Below are 17,013 nucleotides of genomic sequence, written 5' to 3'. Positions count from 1 at the left end.
CGTCCTCCTCAACGTCCGATGATCATGGCGCGCAGGCTGCGCGGCACCAGCACCGCGAGCGCGACATGGATCACCAGGAAGGCGACGATCAGCGCCATGCAGGTGAAGTGAACGTAGCGCGCGATGTCGTAGCCGCCGAACAGCACCGACAGCCAGTACAATTGCACCGGCTTCCACATCGACAGGCCGGACAGCACGATCACGACGCCGACAATGATGATGCCGGCATAGAGCAATTTCTGCACGTAATTGTATGTGCTGAGATCGTCATGCGACAGCTTGAAGGTGAGCGCCGCCCTGGCGTCGGAAATCACGCCACCCGGCGTGATCGGCAACAGCTTGCGACGGAACCGGCCGGTGATGAAGCCGAGGATCAGATAGATCAGGCCGTTGACCATCAACAGCCACATCGCAGCGAAGTGCCACAGCAACCCGCCGGCGAGCCAGCCACCGAGCGTGATGCTCGGGGAGAAGGTGAAGTTGAACAAGGGCGAGGCGTTGTAGATCTGCCAGCCGGACATGATCATCATGATCATGGCGAGCGCATTGATCCAGTGCAGCACGCGCACCCACACGGGCTGGATGACCTTCGCGGGCGTCGCTGTGTCTGCGTGGTCGTCGGTGACGGCGAAGCTCGACATTGGGGGGTTCTCTGCTCAAGGTCATTATCGGCTTATACGCCGGGAACCGCCATTCCGTTACAGAAACTCGCGTTATCAGTTTGATGCACGCGGCCTATCACGGTCACAAAAATGCGAGCCGGGGCGGGGCGCCGGCTCGCCGTTCCGCCCGCCCTGTCGGGATTAAACAGGGCGGTCGGGTGTTACGTCGCCGGCATCAGGACGGTATCGATCACGTGGATGACGCCGTTCGATTGGTGGACGTTGGAGATCGTCACCATGGCAGAACCACCCTTGGCATCGACGATCCAGACCTTGCCGTCCTGCTTCTTCACCGTGAGCTCCTCGCCCTCGGCCGTCTTCAGCGTCTTGCCGTCGGTGAGGTCGGATGCCTCGAGCCTGCCGGGGACCACATGGTAGGTGAGGATCTTGGTCAGCGTCGCCTTGTTCTCGGGCTTCACGAGATTGTCGACGGTTCCCGCCGGCAGCTTGCTGAACGCGGCATTGGTCGGCGCGAACACCGTGAACGGGCCCTTGCCTTCCAGCGTGTTGACCAGGCCCGCGGCCTTCACCGCGGAGACGAGCGTGGTGTGATCTTTCGAGTTCACTGCGTTCTGGATGATGTTTCTCGATGGGAACATCGCGGCGCCGCCGACCATCACGGTCTTCTCCGCGGCGCTGACCGGCGCGACGACAGTTGGGGTAAGCGCGAGCGCGGCGAAGGCTGCAGCCGAGAACAGTGCAATAGGCTTGGACATGGAAGGTCTCCCGATATTGGTGTGACCGGCGGCTCCGCCGGGATGAAAGGGTCAACGACGACAGGGGGTGATGAGTGAATGCGTCGTCGTTGGCTCGAACTACGGGAGGTTTTGCGGACGGTTTCGCCGGATAATTTATCGTGATGCGTGAAACTAATGTCAGGCGTGATCGTGAGGCCGAACCCGATTGCAGCCCGGATGGAGCCAGCGAGTCGCGCGAAGCGCCCAATAGCTCCATCCGGCTGCGAAGTTGTGAGGGTGCCTCGCCTAATCCCGGTTCGCCGGCGTCTGGATGAAGCCGCGGTTGTGCGTCGGGCTGATCAGGATCTCGTTCATGCAGACGCGCGGCGGCATGCTGGCGACGAAGGCGATGGTGCGGCCGAGATCTTCGGGCTGCAGCATCTTGGCCTGCTCGGCCTCGCTCGGCACCACCGGCCGCAGCTTGAGGATCGGGGTGGCGACCTCGCCCGGCGACAGGCAGCAGGCGCGCAGGCCGTTGACGCATTCGTCCATGTTGAAGGAGTGCGTCAGCGCCAGCACCGCGTGCTTGGTCGTGGTGTAGGCCGGGCCCGGCATCTTCGAGACATGGCGGCCGGCCCAGGAGGCGACGTTGATGATGCAGCCGTCCTTCTGCTTGCGCATCGTCGGCAACACCGCGTGCATGCAGTAGAGCACGCCATTGAGGTTGATCTCGACCAGCTTGTCCCAGCCTTGAAGCTCCATATCGGCCCAGCTTCGCTTCGGCACGTTGATGCCGGCGCTGTTGACCAGGAGATCGATCCGGCCGTGCCTGGACACGATCGTCTCGGCGGCCTTGTTAACGTCGGCCTTGTTGCTGACGTCGAGCGGGATGGCCTCCGCCTTGCCGCCGTTCTTCGTAACGTTGGCGACGACGCGATCCAGCTCTTCCTTTCGGCGGCCGGAGACCACCACCGTCCAGCCATCCGCGGCCAGGAACTCCGCCCCGGATTCACCGATTCCCGTGCCGCCGCCAGTCACCCAGGCCACGCGTTTCTCGTTTTTTGTCATGCAAACTGTCTCCGTTGCTTTCCGAAGGGCGTTTTTGCTAATCCAACCAGGATTTATCGGCTCTTTCGGCCCCTCGGGGATGTTGCATGAACATGACCGCCAACGCCAACCTGTTTTCCCGCCTGTTCGACGGCCTCGACGATCCCAACCGGCTCGCAATCGAGCAACTCGACGGCAGCCGCATCTCCTATGGCGACCTGATCGCCCGCGCCGGGCAGATGGCGAATGTGCTGGTCAGCCGTGGCGTCAAGCCGGGCGATCGCGTCGCCGCGCAGACCGAGAAGTCGGTCTCGGGCCTCGTGCTCTATCTCGCCACTGTGCGGGCCGGCGGCGTCTATCTGCCGCTCAATACCGCCTATACGCTGAACGAGCTCGAATACTTCATCACCGACGCTGAGCCGACGGTAGTGGTTTGCGATCCCTCGAAGCTGGAGGGGATCAAGGCCATCGCCGCCAAGGTCGGCGCCAAGGTCGAGACGCTCGACGCCACCGGCAACGGCTCGCTGACCGAGGCCGCCGACAAGGCGGCCAAGGATTTTACGACGGTGCAGCGCGGCAATGACGATCTTGCCGCGATCCTCTACACCTCGGGCACCACCGGCCGCTCCAAGGGCGCGATGCTGTCGCACGACAATCTGGCATCGAATTCGTACTCGCTGGTCGACTATTGGCGCTTCACCGACAAGGACGTGTTGATCCACGCGCTGCCGATCTACCATACCCATGGCCTGTTCGTAGCGAGCAACGTCACGCTGTTCGCCCGCGCCTCGATGATCTTCCTGCCGAAGTTCGATCCGGATCTGATCCTGAAGCTTATGGCGCGCGCCACCGTGCTGATGGGCGTGCCGACCTTCTACACCCGCCTGCTGCAGAACCCGGGCCTGAACAAGGAAGCGACCAAGCACATGCGGCTGTTCATCTCGGGCTCCGCGCCGCTGCTCGCCGACACGCATCGCGAATGGTCCGCGCGCACCGGGCATGCCGTGCTCGAGCGCTACGGCATGACCGAGACCAACATGAACACAAGCAACCCCTATGACGGCGACCGCGTGCCCGGCGCCGTCGGCTTCGCGCTGCCCGGCGTGTCGGTGCGGGTCACCGAACCCGAGACCGGCAAGGTGCTGCCGCCGGAGACGATCGGCATGATCGAGGTCAAGGGCCGGAACGTCTTCAAGGGCTACTGGCGGATGCCGGAGAAGACCAAGGCCGAGTTCCGTGACGACGGCTTCTTCATCACCGGCGATCTCGGCAAGATCGACGACAAGGGCTATGTCCACATCCTCGGCCGCGGCAAGGACCTGGTGATCTCAGGCGGCTTCAACGTCTACCCGAAGGAGATCGAGAGCGAGATCGACGCCATGCCGGGCGTGGTCGAATCGGCCGTGATCGGCGTACCGCATGCCGACTTCGGCGAAGGCGTCACCGCCGTCCTGGTCTGCAACAAGGGCGCCGACGTGAGCGAAGCCTCGGTGCTGAAGGCGCTCGACGGGCGGCTGGCGAAATTCAAGATGCCCAAGCGGGTCTTCGTCGTGGACGAATTGCCGCGCAACGCGATGGGCAAGGTGCAGAAGAACATTCTGCGGGATAAGTATAAGGATATTTACACGAAGGCATGAGGGACGCGGGTCGTCCGCGAGGAGCAATGAAACGGGAGCAGGCCGTTCGGATTACCGATCACCTACTCGACGCCTGCGAGGCGTTGGACAAGGCGGACATGGCCATTGCGGGGCTCGGCAAGGAGGAGCGGCTCAGGTTCGATCGCCTGCTTTACGAGGTCGTCCAGGATTTAGAAGACAAACTGCTCCTGCCGATCTGCGAGCAATATCCGGATCTGTTGCCACCCGAGCCCGAGCGGAGCCGCCCGTAGTGTGCAGCGAGCTCACATGGAGCGAGGTGAATCTTCCATCCACGGTGACCGAGGGCCAACTCGACGAGATCATCTTCTCGCTCTTGAAGCCGCGTTGGCAAAAGACAGCAGCGATCCTGATCTATGCAGAAAAGCGCTGCAAAGGAGCTCGGCTTACCGATCAGTGACCACGTAATTGCAGCTCGATTGCGCGCGCTTTCCGACTCCGATCGCATCGAAGGCATTGGCGATTTGCGGTTGTGGAGACACAGCGAAGTCCGGTTGAAGGAATAGCGCCGTAGCCCGGATGGAGCGAAGCGCAATCCGGGCTCTTGCGGGCGGGTAGACTGATCCCGGATTACGCTTCGCTCCATCCGGGCTACGAACCTACGCACCGTTCAACAGGCTGATCACGAACCGTCCGCCGACAATAAAGAGATACGTCCCGAACGCCACCTCCAGCGCCCGCTTCGACAGCGCGTGCGCGACCTTCACGCCGAGCGGTGCGGTGACGAGCGTGGCCGGCATCACCAGGAGCGTGCCGATCAGCGAGACGTAACCCAGCGCGAACGGCAGCTGCAGCGCGGCGACGTCGGGAAAGCGCGCCGCGGCGGGCCAGCCGGCATAGACATAGCCGAGCGCGCCGGGGATCGAGATCAGCACGGCGAGCGCCGACGACGTCGCGACCGCCTGATGGATCGGCCGGCCGTAGAAGGTCATCAGGAGGTTCGCGAACAGGCCGCCGCCGATCCCCATCAGCGTCGACAGCAGGCCGACGAAGAAGCCGTAGACCCGCATCAGAAGGCCCTTGGGCACGTCGTCGCCGAACTTCCAGGTCTCGCGCGCCAGCAGCAGCCGCGCTGCCGCCGACCATGCCACCATCACGAACACGATCTTGAACAGCCGCTCCGGCGCAAAGCGCGCGGTGACGCTGCCGGCCAGGACGCCGAGCACGATCGGCAGCCACCAGCGCTTGAGGATCTCCATGTCGACCGCGCCGCGGTGATAATGGGCGCGGAACGAACTGAGCGAGGTCGGGATGATGATCGCAAGCGATGTGCCGATGCAGAGCGGCATCCGCACCTCGAGCGGCACGCCGGCGAGGCGGAAGCACTCGTAGAACACCGGCACCAGGATCGCGCCGCCGCCGATGCCAAACACGCCGGCGAGAAAGCCGGACAGCGCTCCCACCGCGATCAGCAACAGCGCGAGTTCGAGAAGCTCCTTGGGATCGAGGCCGGCCATCATGTCCTTGGGCAGCTTGAGTGTTCTGCGGCCGCCAGGGCGCAAGCCTTGGGGCACCAGCCCCAGGGGCTAGCCAAGCGAGCATTAGCCCGTTCGGGGATTGGAGGGTATCTTCGCGTGCTGGCTCGGCGACGTCAGCATGATCCTGTGCGGGTCGCCGGACTATCGCGCGGCGCGGCACGCCGCAGACGCCGGACGATCTTGCCGGGCACAACTGTCTCGTATCCTCGGACGCACCCGGCAGCGCGGCGTGGCGCTTCGCCGACGGCACCACAGCGGGCCGCAAAATCCGCATATCCGCCCGGCTCTGGATGAATAGATGGGGTAACGGGCCGACGGATATAGCCGCCCGGTCGCGACGGCGCGATGTGGAAGCGCGCTCGCGTGCGGCTTTTCGGGCAGGCGGTCGTCCCTCAAACTGATGGTGTTCAAACGGAGTCGGGCGAGCCCGCTCCAAGCATCATTAAGGGACGACCATGTACCACTATGCAGGAATCGACGTGTCTTTGGAAAGCTCGAGCGTTTGCGTTGTCGATGGCGCGGGCAAGATTTTGCGGGAGGCGAAGGTTGCCAGCGAGCCGGAAGCGCTGATCGCCTGGTTCCGATCGCTGGGCCAGGCGATGGAGCGGATCGGACTGGAGGCCGGTCCGTTGTCGCAATGGCTGTCCACGGCGCTGCGCGCGGCCGGGCTTGCCGTCGAGCTGCTGGAGACCCGGCACGTCCGCGATGCCTTCAAGGCGATGCCGGTGAAGTCGGACCGCAACGATGCCCGCGGCATCGCCCAACTGATGCGGCTCGGCTGGTTCCGGCCGGTCCACTGCAAGTCGATTGAAGCGCAGGAGACGCGGGCGGTTCTGACGGCCCGCAAGCTGCTGCAGTCGAAGCTGCGCGACATCGAGAACAGCGTACGTGGCGTGCTGCGGGGCTTTGGCCTGAAGGTCGGCAAGACCACCGAGCGCACGTTCGCCAACCGGATCCGGGAGCTCGTCGCCGGCCACCCCGGACTTGAGCTGGTGGCGCAGGCCCTGCTCGAAGCCCATGCCGTGTTGCTGCGCGAGTTCAATGGCCTGGACAGACACACCCAGAAGCTCGCCAGATCGCATCCCCCGGCCCGGCTTCTGATGACAACGCCGGCCGTCGGCCCGATCGTGGCGCTCACCTATGCCGCCGCGATCGACGATCCGATCAGGTTCCGTTCCTCGAAGGCGACCGGCGCGCATTTTGGGCTCACCCCGAAGAAGTATCAGTCGGGGCAAACCGACTACACTGCCCGCATCAGCAAGATCGGCGACGCGTCGGTGCGGGAGGCGCTGTACCAGGCCGCCCACGTCATGCTGACCAAGCCGGTCAGGAACTGCTCGGCGCTGAAGAGCTGGGCCATGCGGCTTGCCAAACGTGCGGGCATGCGCAAGGCCAAGGTGGCGCTGGCGCGCAAGCTCGCAGTCATCCTGCATCGGATGCTGGCTGATGCGAAACCCTTCAATCCGATGGCCCACGCAACCTAAGGAAGGAGCCTCAACCGATCTGGGCAGGCCACGACACCAGGCCTTCCCCGAGCGAAGTCCCTTTGCCGGGACGACGGATCCGGTCAGGCCGCCATCCGGGAAGTCGGTTCACAACCACGCTTCCGTAGATTGGCCGGCCGGCTCCTCAATGCACCCCATCAGGCGACGGCCACTGCGCCGATCCCGTACAGAAGCAAGTGCCCGGCAAGTGGACCACGCAAAAAGGGATTGACTAACCAAGGCCCGTTACAGAAGCCCGGATGCACTGGCCTGCGCAGCGAGAGACGGCGCAAGGATCGTCCCGCGTGCCGTCGTGGCAGGTGGCGTCCGATCTCGCCGCGGGGCGATTGCAAGGCCTGCTGATCGAGCACGAACCGGCGCCCACGGAGCTGCATTTGACCTTCGAGCCATCCCGGGTCGCGTCGCCTAAGATCAGGGCTTTCGTCGATTATCCGGTCGAGTGATGGCGGAGCGGCGACGCCTTCGGAACCCGGGCATCCACGCCGATTCGCACTTAGATATTTAGATTCATTTGTTGGTTCACCTGACGCAGAGACTGGTATACCAGACTGCTGATCAATCAGATTTCGGCTGCGCTAACAATGAACTTCGGTTCGACCGAAGGCTATTTGGGCGTTGCACGGACCTGTCCGACTCCGTAAATAGAATTGATCTACCGCGTTCCCCGATGGGCCGGCCGCGGTCCCACACAACATAAAGCCCGCCGATGACCGCCAGGATCGAACGACCCCTTTCGCCCCATATACAAACCTATCGCTGGACTCTGACGATGGCGCTATCCATCGTCCACCGCGCCACGGGTATTGCGCTCTATTTCGGCACGCTGCTGCTCGCCTGGTGGCTGATTGCGGCGGCTTCCGGCCCCACCGCCTACGCCAACGTCCAGGCCTTCACCGGCAGCGTCATCGGCAAGCTGATCGTGTTCGGCTACACTTGGGCGCTGATGCACCACCTGCTGAGCGGCATCCGGCATTTCGTCTGGGATCTCGGCTACGGGTTCAAGGCCAATGAGCGCGAGGCGCTGACCTGGGGCGCCCTGGTCGGCGGCGTCTCGCTCACCGTCCTCATCTGGATCATTGCCTACGCTGTCGGAGGTGGACGATGAGCGGCCCGTCTTCGATGCGCACGCCGCTGGCGCGCGTCCGCAACCTCGGCGCCTCGCACAGCGGCACGGGCGACTTCTGGCGTCAGCGCCTCACGGCGGTCGCCATGACGTTGCTGATCATCCCCGTGATCGTCGTGGTGATCATGCTGCTCGGCCGCAACCAGGCCGGCGCGGCGCAAATCCTCGGCTCGCTGCCCATCGCAGTCATCCTGCTGCTCTTCATCATCGCCAGCACCTGGCACATGAAGATCGGCATGCAGGTCGTGATCGAAGACTACGTGCATAACGAGAAGCTGAAGATCGCGAGCGTGATGGCGAACAACTTCTTCTGCTTCGTGGTCGCGATGGCCTCGATCTACGCAATCCTCAAATTGTCGTCGGGAGTGTAACCCATGGCCGGTGAAGGAAACGGCAAGGCCACCAACGGTGGCCCGGCCACGAACGGCAAGGCTTACCCGATTCAGGACCACACCTACGACGTCGTCGTGGTCGGCGCCGGCGGCGCCGGCCTGCGCGCCGTGGTCGGCTGCTCGGAAGCGGGCCTGCGCACGGCCTGCATCACCAAGGTGTTCCCGACCCGCTCGCACACCGTTGCGGCTCAGGGCGGCATCTCGGCCTCGCTCGGCAACATGCATCAGGACGACTGGCGCTGGCACATGTACGACACCGTGAAGGGGTCGGACTGGCTCGGTGACCAGGATGCGATCGAGTACATGGTGCGCAACGCGCCCGACGCGGTCTATGAGCTCGAGCATTGGGGCGTCCCGTTCTCGCGCACCGAGGACGGCCGAATCTACCAGCGTCCGTTCGGCGGCATGACCATCGACTTCGGCAAGAGCCAGGCGCAGCGCACCTGCGCCGCCGCCGACCGCACCGGCCACGCCATGCTGCACACGATGTATGGCCAGTCACTGCGCCACGCGGCCGAGTTCTTCATCGAATTCTTCGCCATAGACCTGATCATGGACGACCAGGGCGTCTGCCGTGGCGTGATCGCGCTCAAGCTCGATGACGGCACGCTGCATCGCTTCCGCGCCCAGACCACGATCCTGGCCACCGGCGGCTATGGCCGCGCCTATGCCTCCTGCACCTCGGCGCACACCTGCACCGGCGACGGCGGCGGCATGGTGCTGCGTGCCGGTCTTCCGTTGCAGGATATGGAATTCGTGCAGTTCCACCCGACCGGCATCTACGGCTCGGGCTGCCTCGTCACCGAGGGCGCGCGCGGCGAAGGCGGCTATCTCGTCAACTCCGAGGGCGAGCGCTTCATGGAGCGCTATGCGCCGTCCGCCAAGGACCTCGCCTCGCGCGACGTCGTATCGCGCGCAATGACGATCGAGATCCGCGAAGGCCGCGGCGTCGGCAAGAAGAAGGATCACATCTTCCTGCACCTCGATCACCTCGATCCGAAGGTGCTGCACGAGCGGCTGCCGGGCATTTCCGAATCGGCGAAGATCTTCGCCAATGTCGACGTCACCCGTGAGCCGATCCCGATCGTGCCGACCGTGCACTACAACATGGGCGGCATCGCCACGAACTATCACGCCGAGGTCCTGACCAAGCGCAACGGCGACGACAATTCGGTGGTGCCGGGCCTGATGGCGATCGGCGAAGCGGCCTGCGTGTCGGTGCACGGCGCCAACCGCCTCGGCTCCAACTCGCTGATCGACCTCGTGGTGTTCGGCCGCGCGGCCGCGCTGCGCTGCGCCGAGAAGCTGACCGCCAACGCCAAGCAGGCTGAGCTGCCGAAGGATTCCGCCGACCGCGCGCTCGGCCGGCTCGATCACTTCCGCCACGCCTCCGGCTCCACGCCGACCGCGAAGCTGCGCGACAGCATGCAGCACGTGATGCAGAACAATTGCGCGGTGTTCCGCACCGGCGAAGTGCTGCAGGAAGGCCAGAACCTGATCCACAAGGTCTATGGCGGCGTCGGCGACATCTCGGTATCCGACCGCTCGCTGGTTTGGAACTCCGACCTGGTCGAGACGCTTGAATTCGACAATCTGATCGTCCAGGCGGTCGTGACGATGGACTCTGCGGCGAACCGCACCGAGAGCCGCGGCGCGCATGCTCGCGAGGATTTCCCCGAGCGCGACGACAAGACCTGGATGAAGCACACCCTGGCGTGGCTGGATTCGAGCGGCAAGACCTCGATCGAGTATCGCCCGGTGCACGATTACACGATGACCAACGACGTGCAGTACATCCCGCCGAAGGCGCGGGTCTACTGAGAACGAAGGCGAGCAAGCATGGTTGAATTCGCACTTCCGAAGAATTCGAAGATTTCCGGCGGCAAGACCTGGCCCAAGCCGGCCGGCGCCACCGAGACGCGCGAATTCAAGGTGTATCGCTGGAATCCAGACGACGGCAAGAATCCGAGCGTCGACACCTATTATGTCGACGTCAATGATTGCGGCCCGATGGTGCTGGACGGCCTGATCTGGATCAAGAACCACATCGATCCGACCCTGACCTTCCGCCGCTCCTGCCGCGAAGGCGTCTGCGGCTCCTGCGCGATGAATATCGACGGCCAGAACACGCTCGCCTGCACCAAGTCGATGCACGACGTCGCCGCCGGCGGCGCGGTGAAGGTCAATCCGCTGCCGCATCAGCCGGTCGTGAAGGACCTCGTTCCCGACCTCACCAATTTCTACGCCCAATACGCCTCGATCGAGCCGTGGCTGAAGACCACCACGCCGACGCCGCAGAAGGAGTGGAGGCAGAGCCACGAGGACCGCGAGAAGCTCGACGGGCTCTACGAATGCATCCTGTGCGCCTGCTGCTCGACCTCGTGCCCGAGCTACTGGTGGAACAGCGAACGCTTCCTCGGCCCGGCCGCGCTTTTGCAGGCGAACCGTTGGGTCACCGACTCGCGCGATGAAGCAACCGGCGAGCGCCTGGACAACCTCGAGGATCCGTTCCGCCTCTATCGCTGCCACACCATCATGAATTGCGCCAAGGCGTGCCCGAAGGGCCTCAACCCGTCGGAAGCGATCGCAGAGCTCAAGTTCAAGCTGGTCGAACGGCAGATCTGACCCGCCGCAGGCGCCGGAGCCTGGCCATCGATCGACCAGGCTCCGCTCAATGATCGGCGTTCCGTGCCTTCTCCAGTTAGAGCAGGTTACGTCAGCAGGCCGAACGTCATTTGCCGCAGCGCGCTGTTGCCGGCGAAGGCGGGGAGGTTGCAACTAAAACCGTCGAAGAGCCGATCGATTTCCTGCCGCAGAACCGCGAACGGACTGGCGTGCTGGCGCGGCACGGAACGTTCGACGTGAACGGGAACTGTAGCTTCGGTCATTCATTCTCTCCTGACTGAACCCAATTCACGGACCATATCCTTAAGGTGAGGTCCAAAATCTCTGTCTTGACCGAGATCAAGGCTCGCGACGATCGCCTGCTCACACTGCGTCCATTACGATTTCGGATGGGTTGCTATGTATGCGATGGTGCTTGCGGCGCGCGGTGCGCCTCTCGTCCTTCAGGAGCGGCCTGACCCGGTTCCGGGCCCCGGCGAGGTTCGCGTCAAGGTCGGTGCCTGCGGCGTTTGCCGCACCGATCTCCATGTCGTTGATGGCGAGCTGCCTGATTTGTCCTACCCGATCATCCCCGGCCACGAGGTCGTCGGCCGGATCGATGCGCTGGGAGACGGCGTCACCGAGCTCCCGATCGGCAGGCGCGTCGGCGTGCCCTGGCTCGGCCGCACGTGCGGCGACTGTCCCTATTGCCGCGCGGGCCAGGAAAATCTCTGCGATCGTCCGCAGTTCACCGGCTACACCCGCGACGGCGGCTTCGCCACCCACGTCGTTGCCGACGCTCGCTATTGCTTCCCGCTCGGAGAGCGCGGCGATGCCGTGGCTCTTGCCCCGCTCCTTTGTGCCGGATTGATCGGTTGGCGATCGCTGGTGATGGCCGGCGACGGCAAGAACATTGGCATCTATGGCTTCGGCGCGGCCGGACACATCGTGGCGCAGGTCGTGCGGTCGCAGGGCCGGTCGATTTTTGCGTTCACCCGCAAGGGCGACGATGACGCTCAGTCGCTTGCGCTTTCCATGGGCGCGAGTTGGGCTGGCGCGTCGGAGGACAAGCCTCCGGTCGAGCTCGACGCTGCAATCATATATGCGCCCTTCGGACCATTGGTGCCGCAGGCACTTCGCGCGGTGCGCAAGGGCGGGCGCGTGGTATGCGCCGGAATCCACATGTCCGACATTCCGTCGTTCCCCTACGATATTCTCTGGGGCGAGCGGCAGATCGTCTCCGTCGCCAACCTGACACGGCAGGACGGCATTGATTTTCTAGGCACCTGGGCCGGCGCCGATATCCAGACGCACATCACGGCTTTTCCGCTCGATCAAGCCAACGAAGCGCTGGCGCAGCTGCGCGACGGCAAGCTGGTAGGCGCGGCTGTGCTGCGACCATGACGGCGCCAACCCGCACAAACAGCCGCGAGGACGGCCAGCGTGCGGTGCTTGCCTTCATGGACGAGCGCGTCCGTAGCGGCGCGGCGAAACGGGTCGACACCCATATCTCCGTGGTCTTCCTCGAGCCAGATCGCGTTCTGAAGATCAAGCGGGCCGTTCGCCTGCCGTTCCTGGATTATTCGACCCTGGAGAAGCGGAAGCAAGCCTGCGAGGCGGAGCTTGCCGTCAACAGGCGCTATACTCCTGAGCTTTATCGGCAGGTCATTCCGATCACCAAGGGAACAAGCGGCCCCGAAATCGGCGGCGCCGGACCCGTGCTTGAGTGGGCCGTCGAGATGGCGCGGTTCGACGAACGCTGCACACTCGATCATTTGGCTGCCGCCGGCGAGATCAAGCCGGAGATCGGTGATGCGCTGGCCGATACGATCCAGCGATCGCACGAGAACGCAGAGATTTCCGACGGCGCCGCGTGGCTTGTCTCCATTGCCACTATTATCGACCGCAACACCGATAGGCTCCGCAGCCAGCCCACACTTGAAGGTCGCGCCGTCGAGCAGTTGCACGAACGAAGCCATGGATGGCTGGTAAGCTGCCGGCCTCTGCTTGAGCGGCGGGCTTCAGCAGGATGCGTCCGACGCTGTCATGGCGACGCTCATCTCGGCAACGTCGTCCTCATCAACCAGAAGCCGGTGTTGTTCGACGCCATCGAATTCGATCCCGCGATGGCGACCACGGACGTTCTCTACGACCTTGCCTTCCCGCTGATGGATCTCATCCATTTTCGTTCGCAGCGCGCAGCAGGCCGGCTGCTCAATCGCTATCTCGAACCAAGCTGGCGCGACAACGGCGCCGCGCTGCAATCGCTTTCGCTGTTTCTTTCCATGCGGGCGGCGATTCGCAGCCAGGTGCTCTTCACCAAATGCGAACAATCGCGCGACGTTGCGGGGATGACCGAGGCGACATCCTATTTCGAGCTGGCACTACGGCTGATCGCCCCGGCAAGCCCCTCGCTGGTTGCGATCGGAGGGATGTCCGGAACGGGCAAGAGCGTGCTGGCGCGCGACGCCGCCAGCCATTTGCAGCCGCCGCCTGGCGCGATCATCCTGCGTTCGGACGTCATCCGTAAGGAACTGTTCGACGTTGACCCGCTCACGGCGTTGCCGGAGAGCGCCTATGGCGCCGAGGTGAGCGAACGCGTCTATAAGGTGATGTTCGAGCGCGCCACGCAGATCATCGCGCAAGGATTCTCCGTGATACTTGACGCGGCCTTCCTGCGCGAGAGCGAGCGGTCCGCGCTCGAGCTGGAAGCGCGCAGGATGAAAGCCGACTTTCGGCCGATCTTCCTGCGCGCAGATCTGTCCACCCGCCTCGACCGAGTCGCATCGCGTGGCACAGATGCTTCCGACGCGACGCGTGAAGTTGCCGCCCGGCAAGAACAATACAGCATCGGCCAGCTCGACTGGCCCCGGATCGATGCATCCGGCTCGCCTGAAGAAACCCTGATACGAAGTTCTTCAGTCCTGTTGAAGGCCCAGAGGCGGCTTCGCGTTGATCGAAATGGCTAAGGAAAGATACGGAAAAAGCTTGTCAGCACCGTCTTTGCCGCCGCGGCGAATATGTCTTCATCCGCGAGACGGACGGCACATCCTTATCGGGCCGTTGCCGTCGCACCGCTTTGATCCGCGCCGGATCGGATCAGGATGTCCGCGCCGACGGCATCGGCGATGGACCGATCGAGATCGAGCATGACATCGACGATGCTGTGATCGGCCGGATCCATCGTGACGGTGAACCCGAGCTCGCGGCACATGCCCAGCATCGTGGTGTTCTCGGTCAGCACCTGGCCGAACAGACGCTTCAGCCCCTCCGATCTTGCATAGTGGATCAGGAGTTGCATCAGCGCCCAGCCGAGCCCTTTGCCCTTGAGATCGGACTGCAGCAGGATGGCGTACTCGGCGTTCTCATACAGCGAGTCCGAATGCAGCCGGACCGCTCCCATCATCTCGCCGGTGTTCGGATCCAGCGCCACAAAGGCCATCGCGCGCGCATAATCGAGTTGAGTGAGACGCGCGATGAACGCATGTGAGAACTCCTTCATCGCGTGGAAGAAGCGCAGCCTGAGGTCTTCGGCGGTCACGCGCTTGAAGAAAGCCCGGACCATGGGTTCATCCTCCGGCCGCATCGGCCGCACCAGGACGCGCGACCCGTCCTTGAGCGCGAGCTCGCCCTCCCATTGCGACGGATAGGGCCGGACAGCCAGCCGGGTCTGACCGGCAAACAGTCGCGCAGGCTTGCGGATCGCCACGCGCGCATCGAGCGCGAACACTCCCGTCTCGTCCGCCAGCAACGGATTGATCTCGAGCTCGGCGACGTCGGGAATGTCGGCGACCATCTGCGCGAGCTTGACGAGGGTGAGCGGCACGACGTCAGGCGGGACGGCGGGCACATCGCGATAGGCGCCGAGCAGCCGCGAGACCCGTGTCCGTCCGACCAGATCGCGGGCGAGATTCATGTCGAGCGGCGGCAGCGCCAGCGCCTTGTCGTTGATCACCTCGACCGCGGTGCCACCGCGACCGAACACGATCACCGGACCGAAGGTCGGATCGTCGGCGGTGCCGAGAATCAGCTCGCGCGCCGCACGCCGCACGATCATCGGCTGGATCGTGAGACCCTGCAGCTTCGCGTCCGGCCGCGCGCTGCGCGCTCGCGCCAGCACAGTCGTGGCGGCCTCGACGACAGCTTCCTTCGTACGCAGGCCGAGGATGACCCCGCCAACATCGGACGTGTGCCTGACGTCGCGCGAGAACACCTTGACCGCGACCGCAAGTCCCTTGGCCAGGAACGGGGCTGCTTTCTTCGCTGCGTCCTCGGGGTCATGCGCGGCGACCGTTGGAACGATCGGAATGTCGTAGGCATCGAACAAGGCAACGATCTCGACCGGATCGAGCCAGGCCCGTTCCTCCGACAATGCTTTTGCGACGACCCGGCGCGCCGCCGAGGTGTCGGGCGTGAACACCGATGCAATGCTCGGCGGAGTTGCAGCAAGCGCCGTGGAAGCCTCGCGATATCGTACCAGATACATGAAGGCGCGCACCGCGTCGTCCTCGGTCGGGAAATGCGGGATGCGCGCGGCCTCGAAGGTTGCCCCGGTGCGATCATCGGCGCCGACCCACGCCGCAAGCACCAATGCGGCGACGGCACTTCTTTTTGCCCTGCGGTCGCGAACGCACTGCGCCACAGCCGCGGCAATTCCGTCGGCCGGCGCCACCGCGGTTTCCACGTTCGCGACCAGGACGGCATCGCTGTTCGCGTCGTCGAGCAAGGCGCCGAGCGCGGACACGTAACGAGCGGCATCGGCGTCGCCCGAGATGTCGACAGGATTGGCGCGCGACCAGCCCGGCGGCAGGACCATGTCGAGCCGTGTGATCGTCTCCGCCGTCAACGTCGCGGGAACACCGCCGAGCTCGGCCAGCCGATCGATCGCGAGGATGCCGAGACCACCGCCATTGGTCAGGATCGCCAGACGGTTGCCGCGCGGCACGAAGCCGCGACCGAGCAGCTCGGCGCAATCGAACAGCTCGCGCAGGTCGTACACACGCAGCATGCCGGCGCGGCGGAAGGCTGCATCATAGACAGCATCGGATCCGGCCAGCGCGCCGGTGTGGGTCGCGGCGGCTTTCGCGCCGTGCGCCATGCGCCCCGACTTGACGACGATGACCGGCTTCAACCGTGCCGCCGCGCGCGCCGCCGACATGAACTTGCGCGCGTCCTTGACGGCTTCGAGATAGATCAGGATCGCGCTGGTGTGGTCATCCAGCGCGAAATAGTCGAGCAGGTCGGCGACATCGACGTCGAGCTGGTCGCCGATCGAGACGATGCCGGAAAAGCCGAGCCGCCGCTCGGCCGCCCACTCGATCATCGCGGCTGCGACCGCGCCGGACTGCGAGATCAAGGCCACATGTCCTTCGGCCGGGCGATGGGCCGCAAAGCTCGCATTGAGCTTCGCACGCGGCACCATGACGCCAAGGCAGTTCGGACCGATCAGGCGCATCCCGCTCATGCGCGCCGTCCGCGCGACGGTCTCGGCGAGCGAGCCTGCGTCGTGACCGAGGCCCGCCGACAGGATCGCTGCGCCGGCGACGCCGACCGCGGCAGCATCCGCGATGATCGAGGGGATCGCCGCCGCTGGCGCCGTGACGACGATGAGATCCGGAACGAAGGAAAGCGACTTCAGATCGGGAAACGAGCGTTCGCCGTCGATGACGGCATGCCGCGGATTGACCATGGCGATCCCGCCGGCGAAGCCGCTTGCCTTGAGGTTTCTGAGCACCGCCGCGCCCAGGGACGACGGGCGCGCGCTGCCACCGACGACCGCGATATTTCGAGGCGAGAATACCCGCTCCAGGCCAAACGTCGACATTACATGATCTCGCAGCGAACACGCGAAGGCGCCTGCCGCTTCGGAC

16 protein-coding genes are annotated in these 17,013 nt (G+C 64.4%); 10 read left to right on the top strand and 6 right to left on the bottom strand.

Annotated features, from left to right (window positions below; all coding sequences use genetic code 11):
* Positions 1-8: 8 nt before the first annotated feature.
* The 3 genes from MTX23_RS01645 to MTX23_RS01635 all read right to left on the bottom strand — a co-directional run bounded on the left by MTX23_RS01645 (position 9) and on the right by MTX23_RS01635 (position 2,407).
* The gene (locus tag MTX23_RS01645; protein ID WP_280974911.1) at positions 9-641 is read right to left on the bottom strand and encodes a cytochrome b/b6 domain-containing protein; all 633 of its coding nucleotides are present in this window, start codon (positions 639-641) and stop codon (positions 9-11) included.
* Between the two features lie 182 nt (positions 642-823).
* Positions 824-1,378 (bottom strand): fasciclin domain-containing protein, encoded by a 555-nt coding sequence (locus tag MTX23_RS01640; protein ID WP_280974910.1) that lies wholly within the window; start codon positions 1,376-1,378, stop codon positions 824-826.
* A gap of 267 nt (positions 1,379-1,645) precedes the next feature.
* A complete protein-coding gene (locus MTX23_RS01635; protein ID WP_280974909.1) occupies positions 1,646-2,407 on the bottom strand; it encodes an SDR family oxidoreductase in 762 nt (253 codons plus the stop codon).
* A gap of 86 nt (positions 2,408-2,493) precedes the next feature.
* Between MTX23_RS01635 and MTX23_RS01630 the strand changes: the two genes are divergently transcribed.
* Positions 2,494-4,023, top strand: a complete 1,530-nt coding sequence (locus MTX23_RS01630; protein WP_280974908.1) for a malonyl-CoA synthase — start codon at positions 2,494-2,496, stop codon at positions 4,021-4,023.
* A gap of 26 nt (positions 4,024-4,049) precedes the next feature.
* Positions 4,050-4,274, top strand: a complete 225-nt coding sequence (locus MTX23_RS01625) for a hypothetical protein (RefSeq protein ID WP_280974907.1) — start codon at positions 4,050-4,052, stop codon at positions 4,272-4,274.
* 366 nt (positions 4,275-4,640) lie between these two features.
* Here the strand turns inward: MTX23_RS01625 and MTX23_RS01620 are convergent, their stop codons facing one another.
* Positions 4,641-5,501, bottom strand: a complete 861-nt coding sequence (locus tag MTX23_RS01620; RefSeq protein WP_280978336.1) for a sulfite exporter TauE/SafE family protein — start codon at positions 5,499-5,501, stop codon at positions 4,641-4,643.
* Between the two features lie 473 nt (positions 5,502-5,974).
* Here MTX23_RS01620 and MTX23_RS01615 point away from each other — a divergent pair, with 473 nt between their 5' ends.
* The 6 genes from MTX23_RS01615 (at position 5,975) to MTX23_RS01590 (ending at position 11,164) form a co-directional block, all read left to right on the top strand.
* Positions 5,975-7,003: an IS110 family transposase gene (locus MTX23_RS01615; RefSeq protein WP_280973967.1), complete on the top strand. Its 1,029-nt coding sequence runs from the start codon at positions 5,975-5,977 to the stop codon at positions 7,001-7,003.
* Positions 7,004-7,308: 305 nt separating this feature from the next.
* Positions 7,309-7,467, top strand: coding sequence for a hypothetical protein (locus MTX23_RS01610; protein ID WP_280974906.1), 159 nt, complete (start codon positions 7,309-7,311; stop codon positions 7,465-7,467).
* A gap of 263 nt (positions 7,468-7,730) precedes the next feature.
* Positions 7,731-8,129, top strand: coding sequence for a succinate dehydrogenase, cytochrome b556 subunit (sdhC, locus tag MTX23_RS01605; RefSeq protein WP_280974905.1), 399 nt, complete (start codon positions 7,731-7,733; stop codon positions 8,127-8,129).
* Positions 8,130-8,143: 14 nt separating this feature from the next.
* Positions 8,144-8,518, top strand: a complete 375-nt coding sequence (gene sdhD / locus MTX23_RS01600) for a succinate dehydrogenase, hydrophobic membrane anchor protein (RefSeq protein ID WP_280978335.1) — start codon at positions 8,144-8,146, stop codon at positions 8,516-8,518.
* 3 nt (positions 8,519-8,521) lie between these two features.
* The gene (gene sdhA / locus MTX23_RS01595; protein WP_280974904.1) at positions 8,522-10,360 is read left to right on the top strand and encodes a succinate dehydrogenase flavoprotein subunit; all 1,839 of its coding nucleotides are present in this window, start codon (positions 8,522-8,524) and stop codon (positions 10,358-10,360) included.
* A gap of 18 nt (positions 10,361-10,378) precedes the next feature.
* Positions 10,379-11,164, top strand: coding sequence for a succinate dehydrogenase iron-sulfur subunit (locus MTX23_RS01590; RefSeq protein WP_280974903.1), 786 nt, complete (start codon positions 10,379-10,381; stop codon positions 11,162-11,164).
* Between the two features lie 86 nt (positions 11,165-11,250).
* Here the strand turns inward: MTX23_RS01590 and MTX23_RS01585 are convergent, their stop codons facing one another.
* On the bottom strand, positions 11,251-11,427 hold the full coding sequence (locus tag MTX23_RS01585) for a hypothetical protein (RefSeq protein ID WP_280974902.1): 177 nt from the start codon (positions 11,425-11,427) through the stop codon (positions 11,251-11,253).
* 136 nt (positions 11,428-11,563) lie between these two features.
* Between MTX23_RS01585 and MTX23_RS01580 the strand changes: the two genes are divergently transcribed.
* Positions 11,564-12,547: a zinc-dependent alcohol dehydrogenase family protein gene (locus tag MTX23_RS01580; RefSeq protein WP_280974901.1), complete on the top strand. Its 984-nt coding sequence runs from the start codon at positions 11,564-11,566 to the stop codon at positions 12,545-12,547.
* A 56-nt stretch (positions 12,548-12,603) separates the two neighbouring features.
* Positions 12,604-14,112 carry a bifunctional aminoglycoside phosphotransferase/ATP-binding protein gene (locus MTX23_RS01575; RefSeq protein ID WP_280974900.1) on the top strand — a complete coding sequence of 503 codons (1,509 nt, stop codon included), beginning with the start codon at positions 12,604-12,606 and terminating at the stop codon, positions 14,110-14,112.
* Between the two features lie 83 nt (positions 14,113-14,195).
* Here MTX23_RS01575 and MTX23_RS01570 read toward each other — a convergent pair whose 3' ends face one another.
* Positions 14,196-16,967 (bottom strand): bifunctional acetate--CoA ligase family protein/GNAT family N-acetyltransferase, encoded by a 2,772-nt coding sequence (locus MTX23_RS01570; protein ID WP_280974899.1) that lies wholly within the window; start codon positions 16,965-16,967, stop codon positions 14,196-14,198.
* Positions 16,968-17,013 lie beyond the last annotated feature (46 nt).

The sequence above is a fragment of the Bradyrhizobium sp. ISRA436 genome (genome assembly GCF_029910015.1).
Lineage (GTDB): Bacteria > Pseudomonadota > Alphaproteobacteria > Rhizobiales > Xanthobacteraceae > Bradyrhizobium.
This window is presented reverse-complemented; position numbering and strand designations above follow the sequence as displayed.

Bases quoted from the DNA above. Each gene is read 5' to 3' on its own strand.
- MTX23_RS01645 (WP_280974911.1), bottom strand. From the start codon at position 641: ATGTCGAGCTTCGCCGTCACCGACGACCACGCAGACACAGCGACGCCC.
- MTX23_RS01640 (WP_280974910.1), bottom strand. From the start codon at position 1,378: ATGTCCAAGCCTATTGCACTGTTCTCGGCTGCAGCCTTCGCCGCGCTC.
- MTX23_RS01635 (WP_280974909.1), bottom strand. From the start codon at position 2,407: ATGACAAAAAACGAGAAACGCGTGGCCTGGGTGACTGGCGGCGGCACG.
- MTX23_RS01630 (WP_280974908.1), top strand. From the start codon at position 2,494: ATGAACATGACCGCCAACGCCAACCTGTTTTCCCGCCTGTTCGACGGC.
- MTX23_RS01625 (WP_280974907.1), top strand. From the start codon at position 4,050: ATGAAACGGGAGCAGGCCGTTCGGATTACCGATCACCTACTCGACGCC.
- MTX23_RS01620 (WP_280978336.1), bottom strand. From the start codon at position 5,501: ATGATGGCCGGCCTCGATCCCAAGGAGCTTCTCGAACTCGCGCTGTTG.
- MTX23_RS01615 (WP_280973967.1), top strand. From the start codon at position 5,975: ATGTACCACTATGCAGGAATCGACGTGTCTTTGGAAAGCTCGAGCGTT.
- sdhC (WP_280974905.1), top strand. From the start codon at position 7,731: ATGACCGCCAGGATCGAACGACCCCTTTCGCCCCATATACAAACCTAT.
- sdhD (WP_280978335.1), top strand. From the start codon at position 8,144: ATGCGCACGCCGCTGGCGCGCGTCCGCAACCTCGGCGCCTCGCACAGC.
- sdhA (WP_280974904.1), top strand. From the start codon at position 8,522: ATGGCCGGTGAAGGAAACGGCAAGGCCACCAACGGTGGCCCGGCCACG.
- MTX23_RS01590 (WP_280974903.1), top strand. From the start codon at position 10,379: ATGGTTGAATTCGCACTTCCGAAGAATTCGAAGATTTCCGGCGGCAAG.
- MTX23_RS01585 (WP_280974902.1), bottom strand. From the start codon at position 11,427: ATGACCGAAGCTACAGTTCCCGTTCACGTCGAACGTTCCGTGCCGCGC.
- MTX23_RS01580 (WP_280974901.1), top strand. From the start codon at position 11,564: ATGTATGCGATGGTGCTTGCGGCGCGCGGTGCGCCTCTCGTCCTTCAG.
- MTX23_RS01575 (WP_280974900.1), top strand. From the start codon at position 12,604: ATGGACGAGCGCGTCCGTAGCGGCGCGGCGAAACGGGTCGACACCCAT.
- MTX23_RS01570 (WP_280974899.1), bottom strand. From the start codon at position 16,967: ATGTCGACGTTTGGCCTGGAGCGGGTATTCTCGCCTCGAAATATCGCG.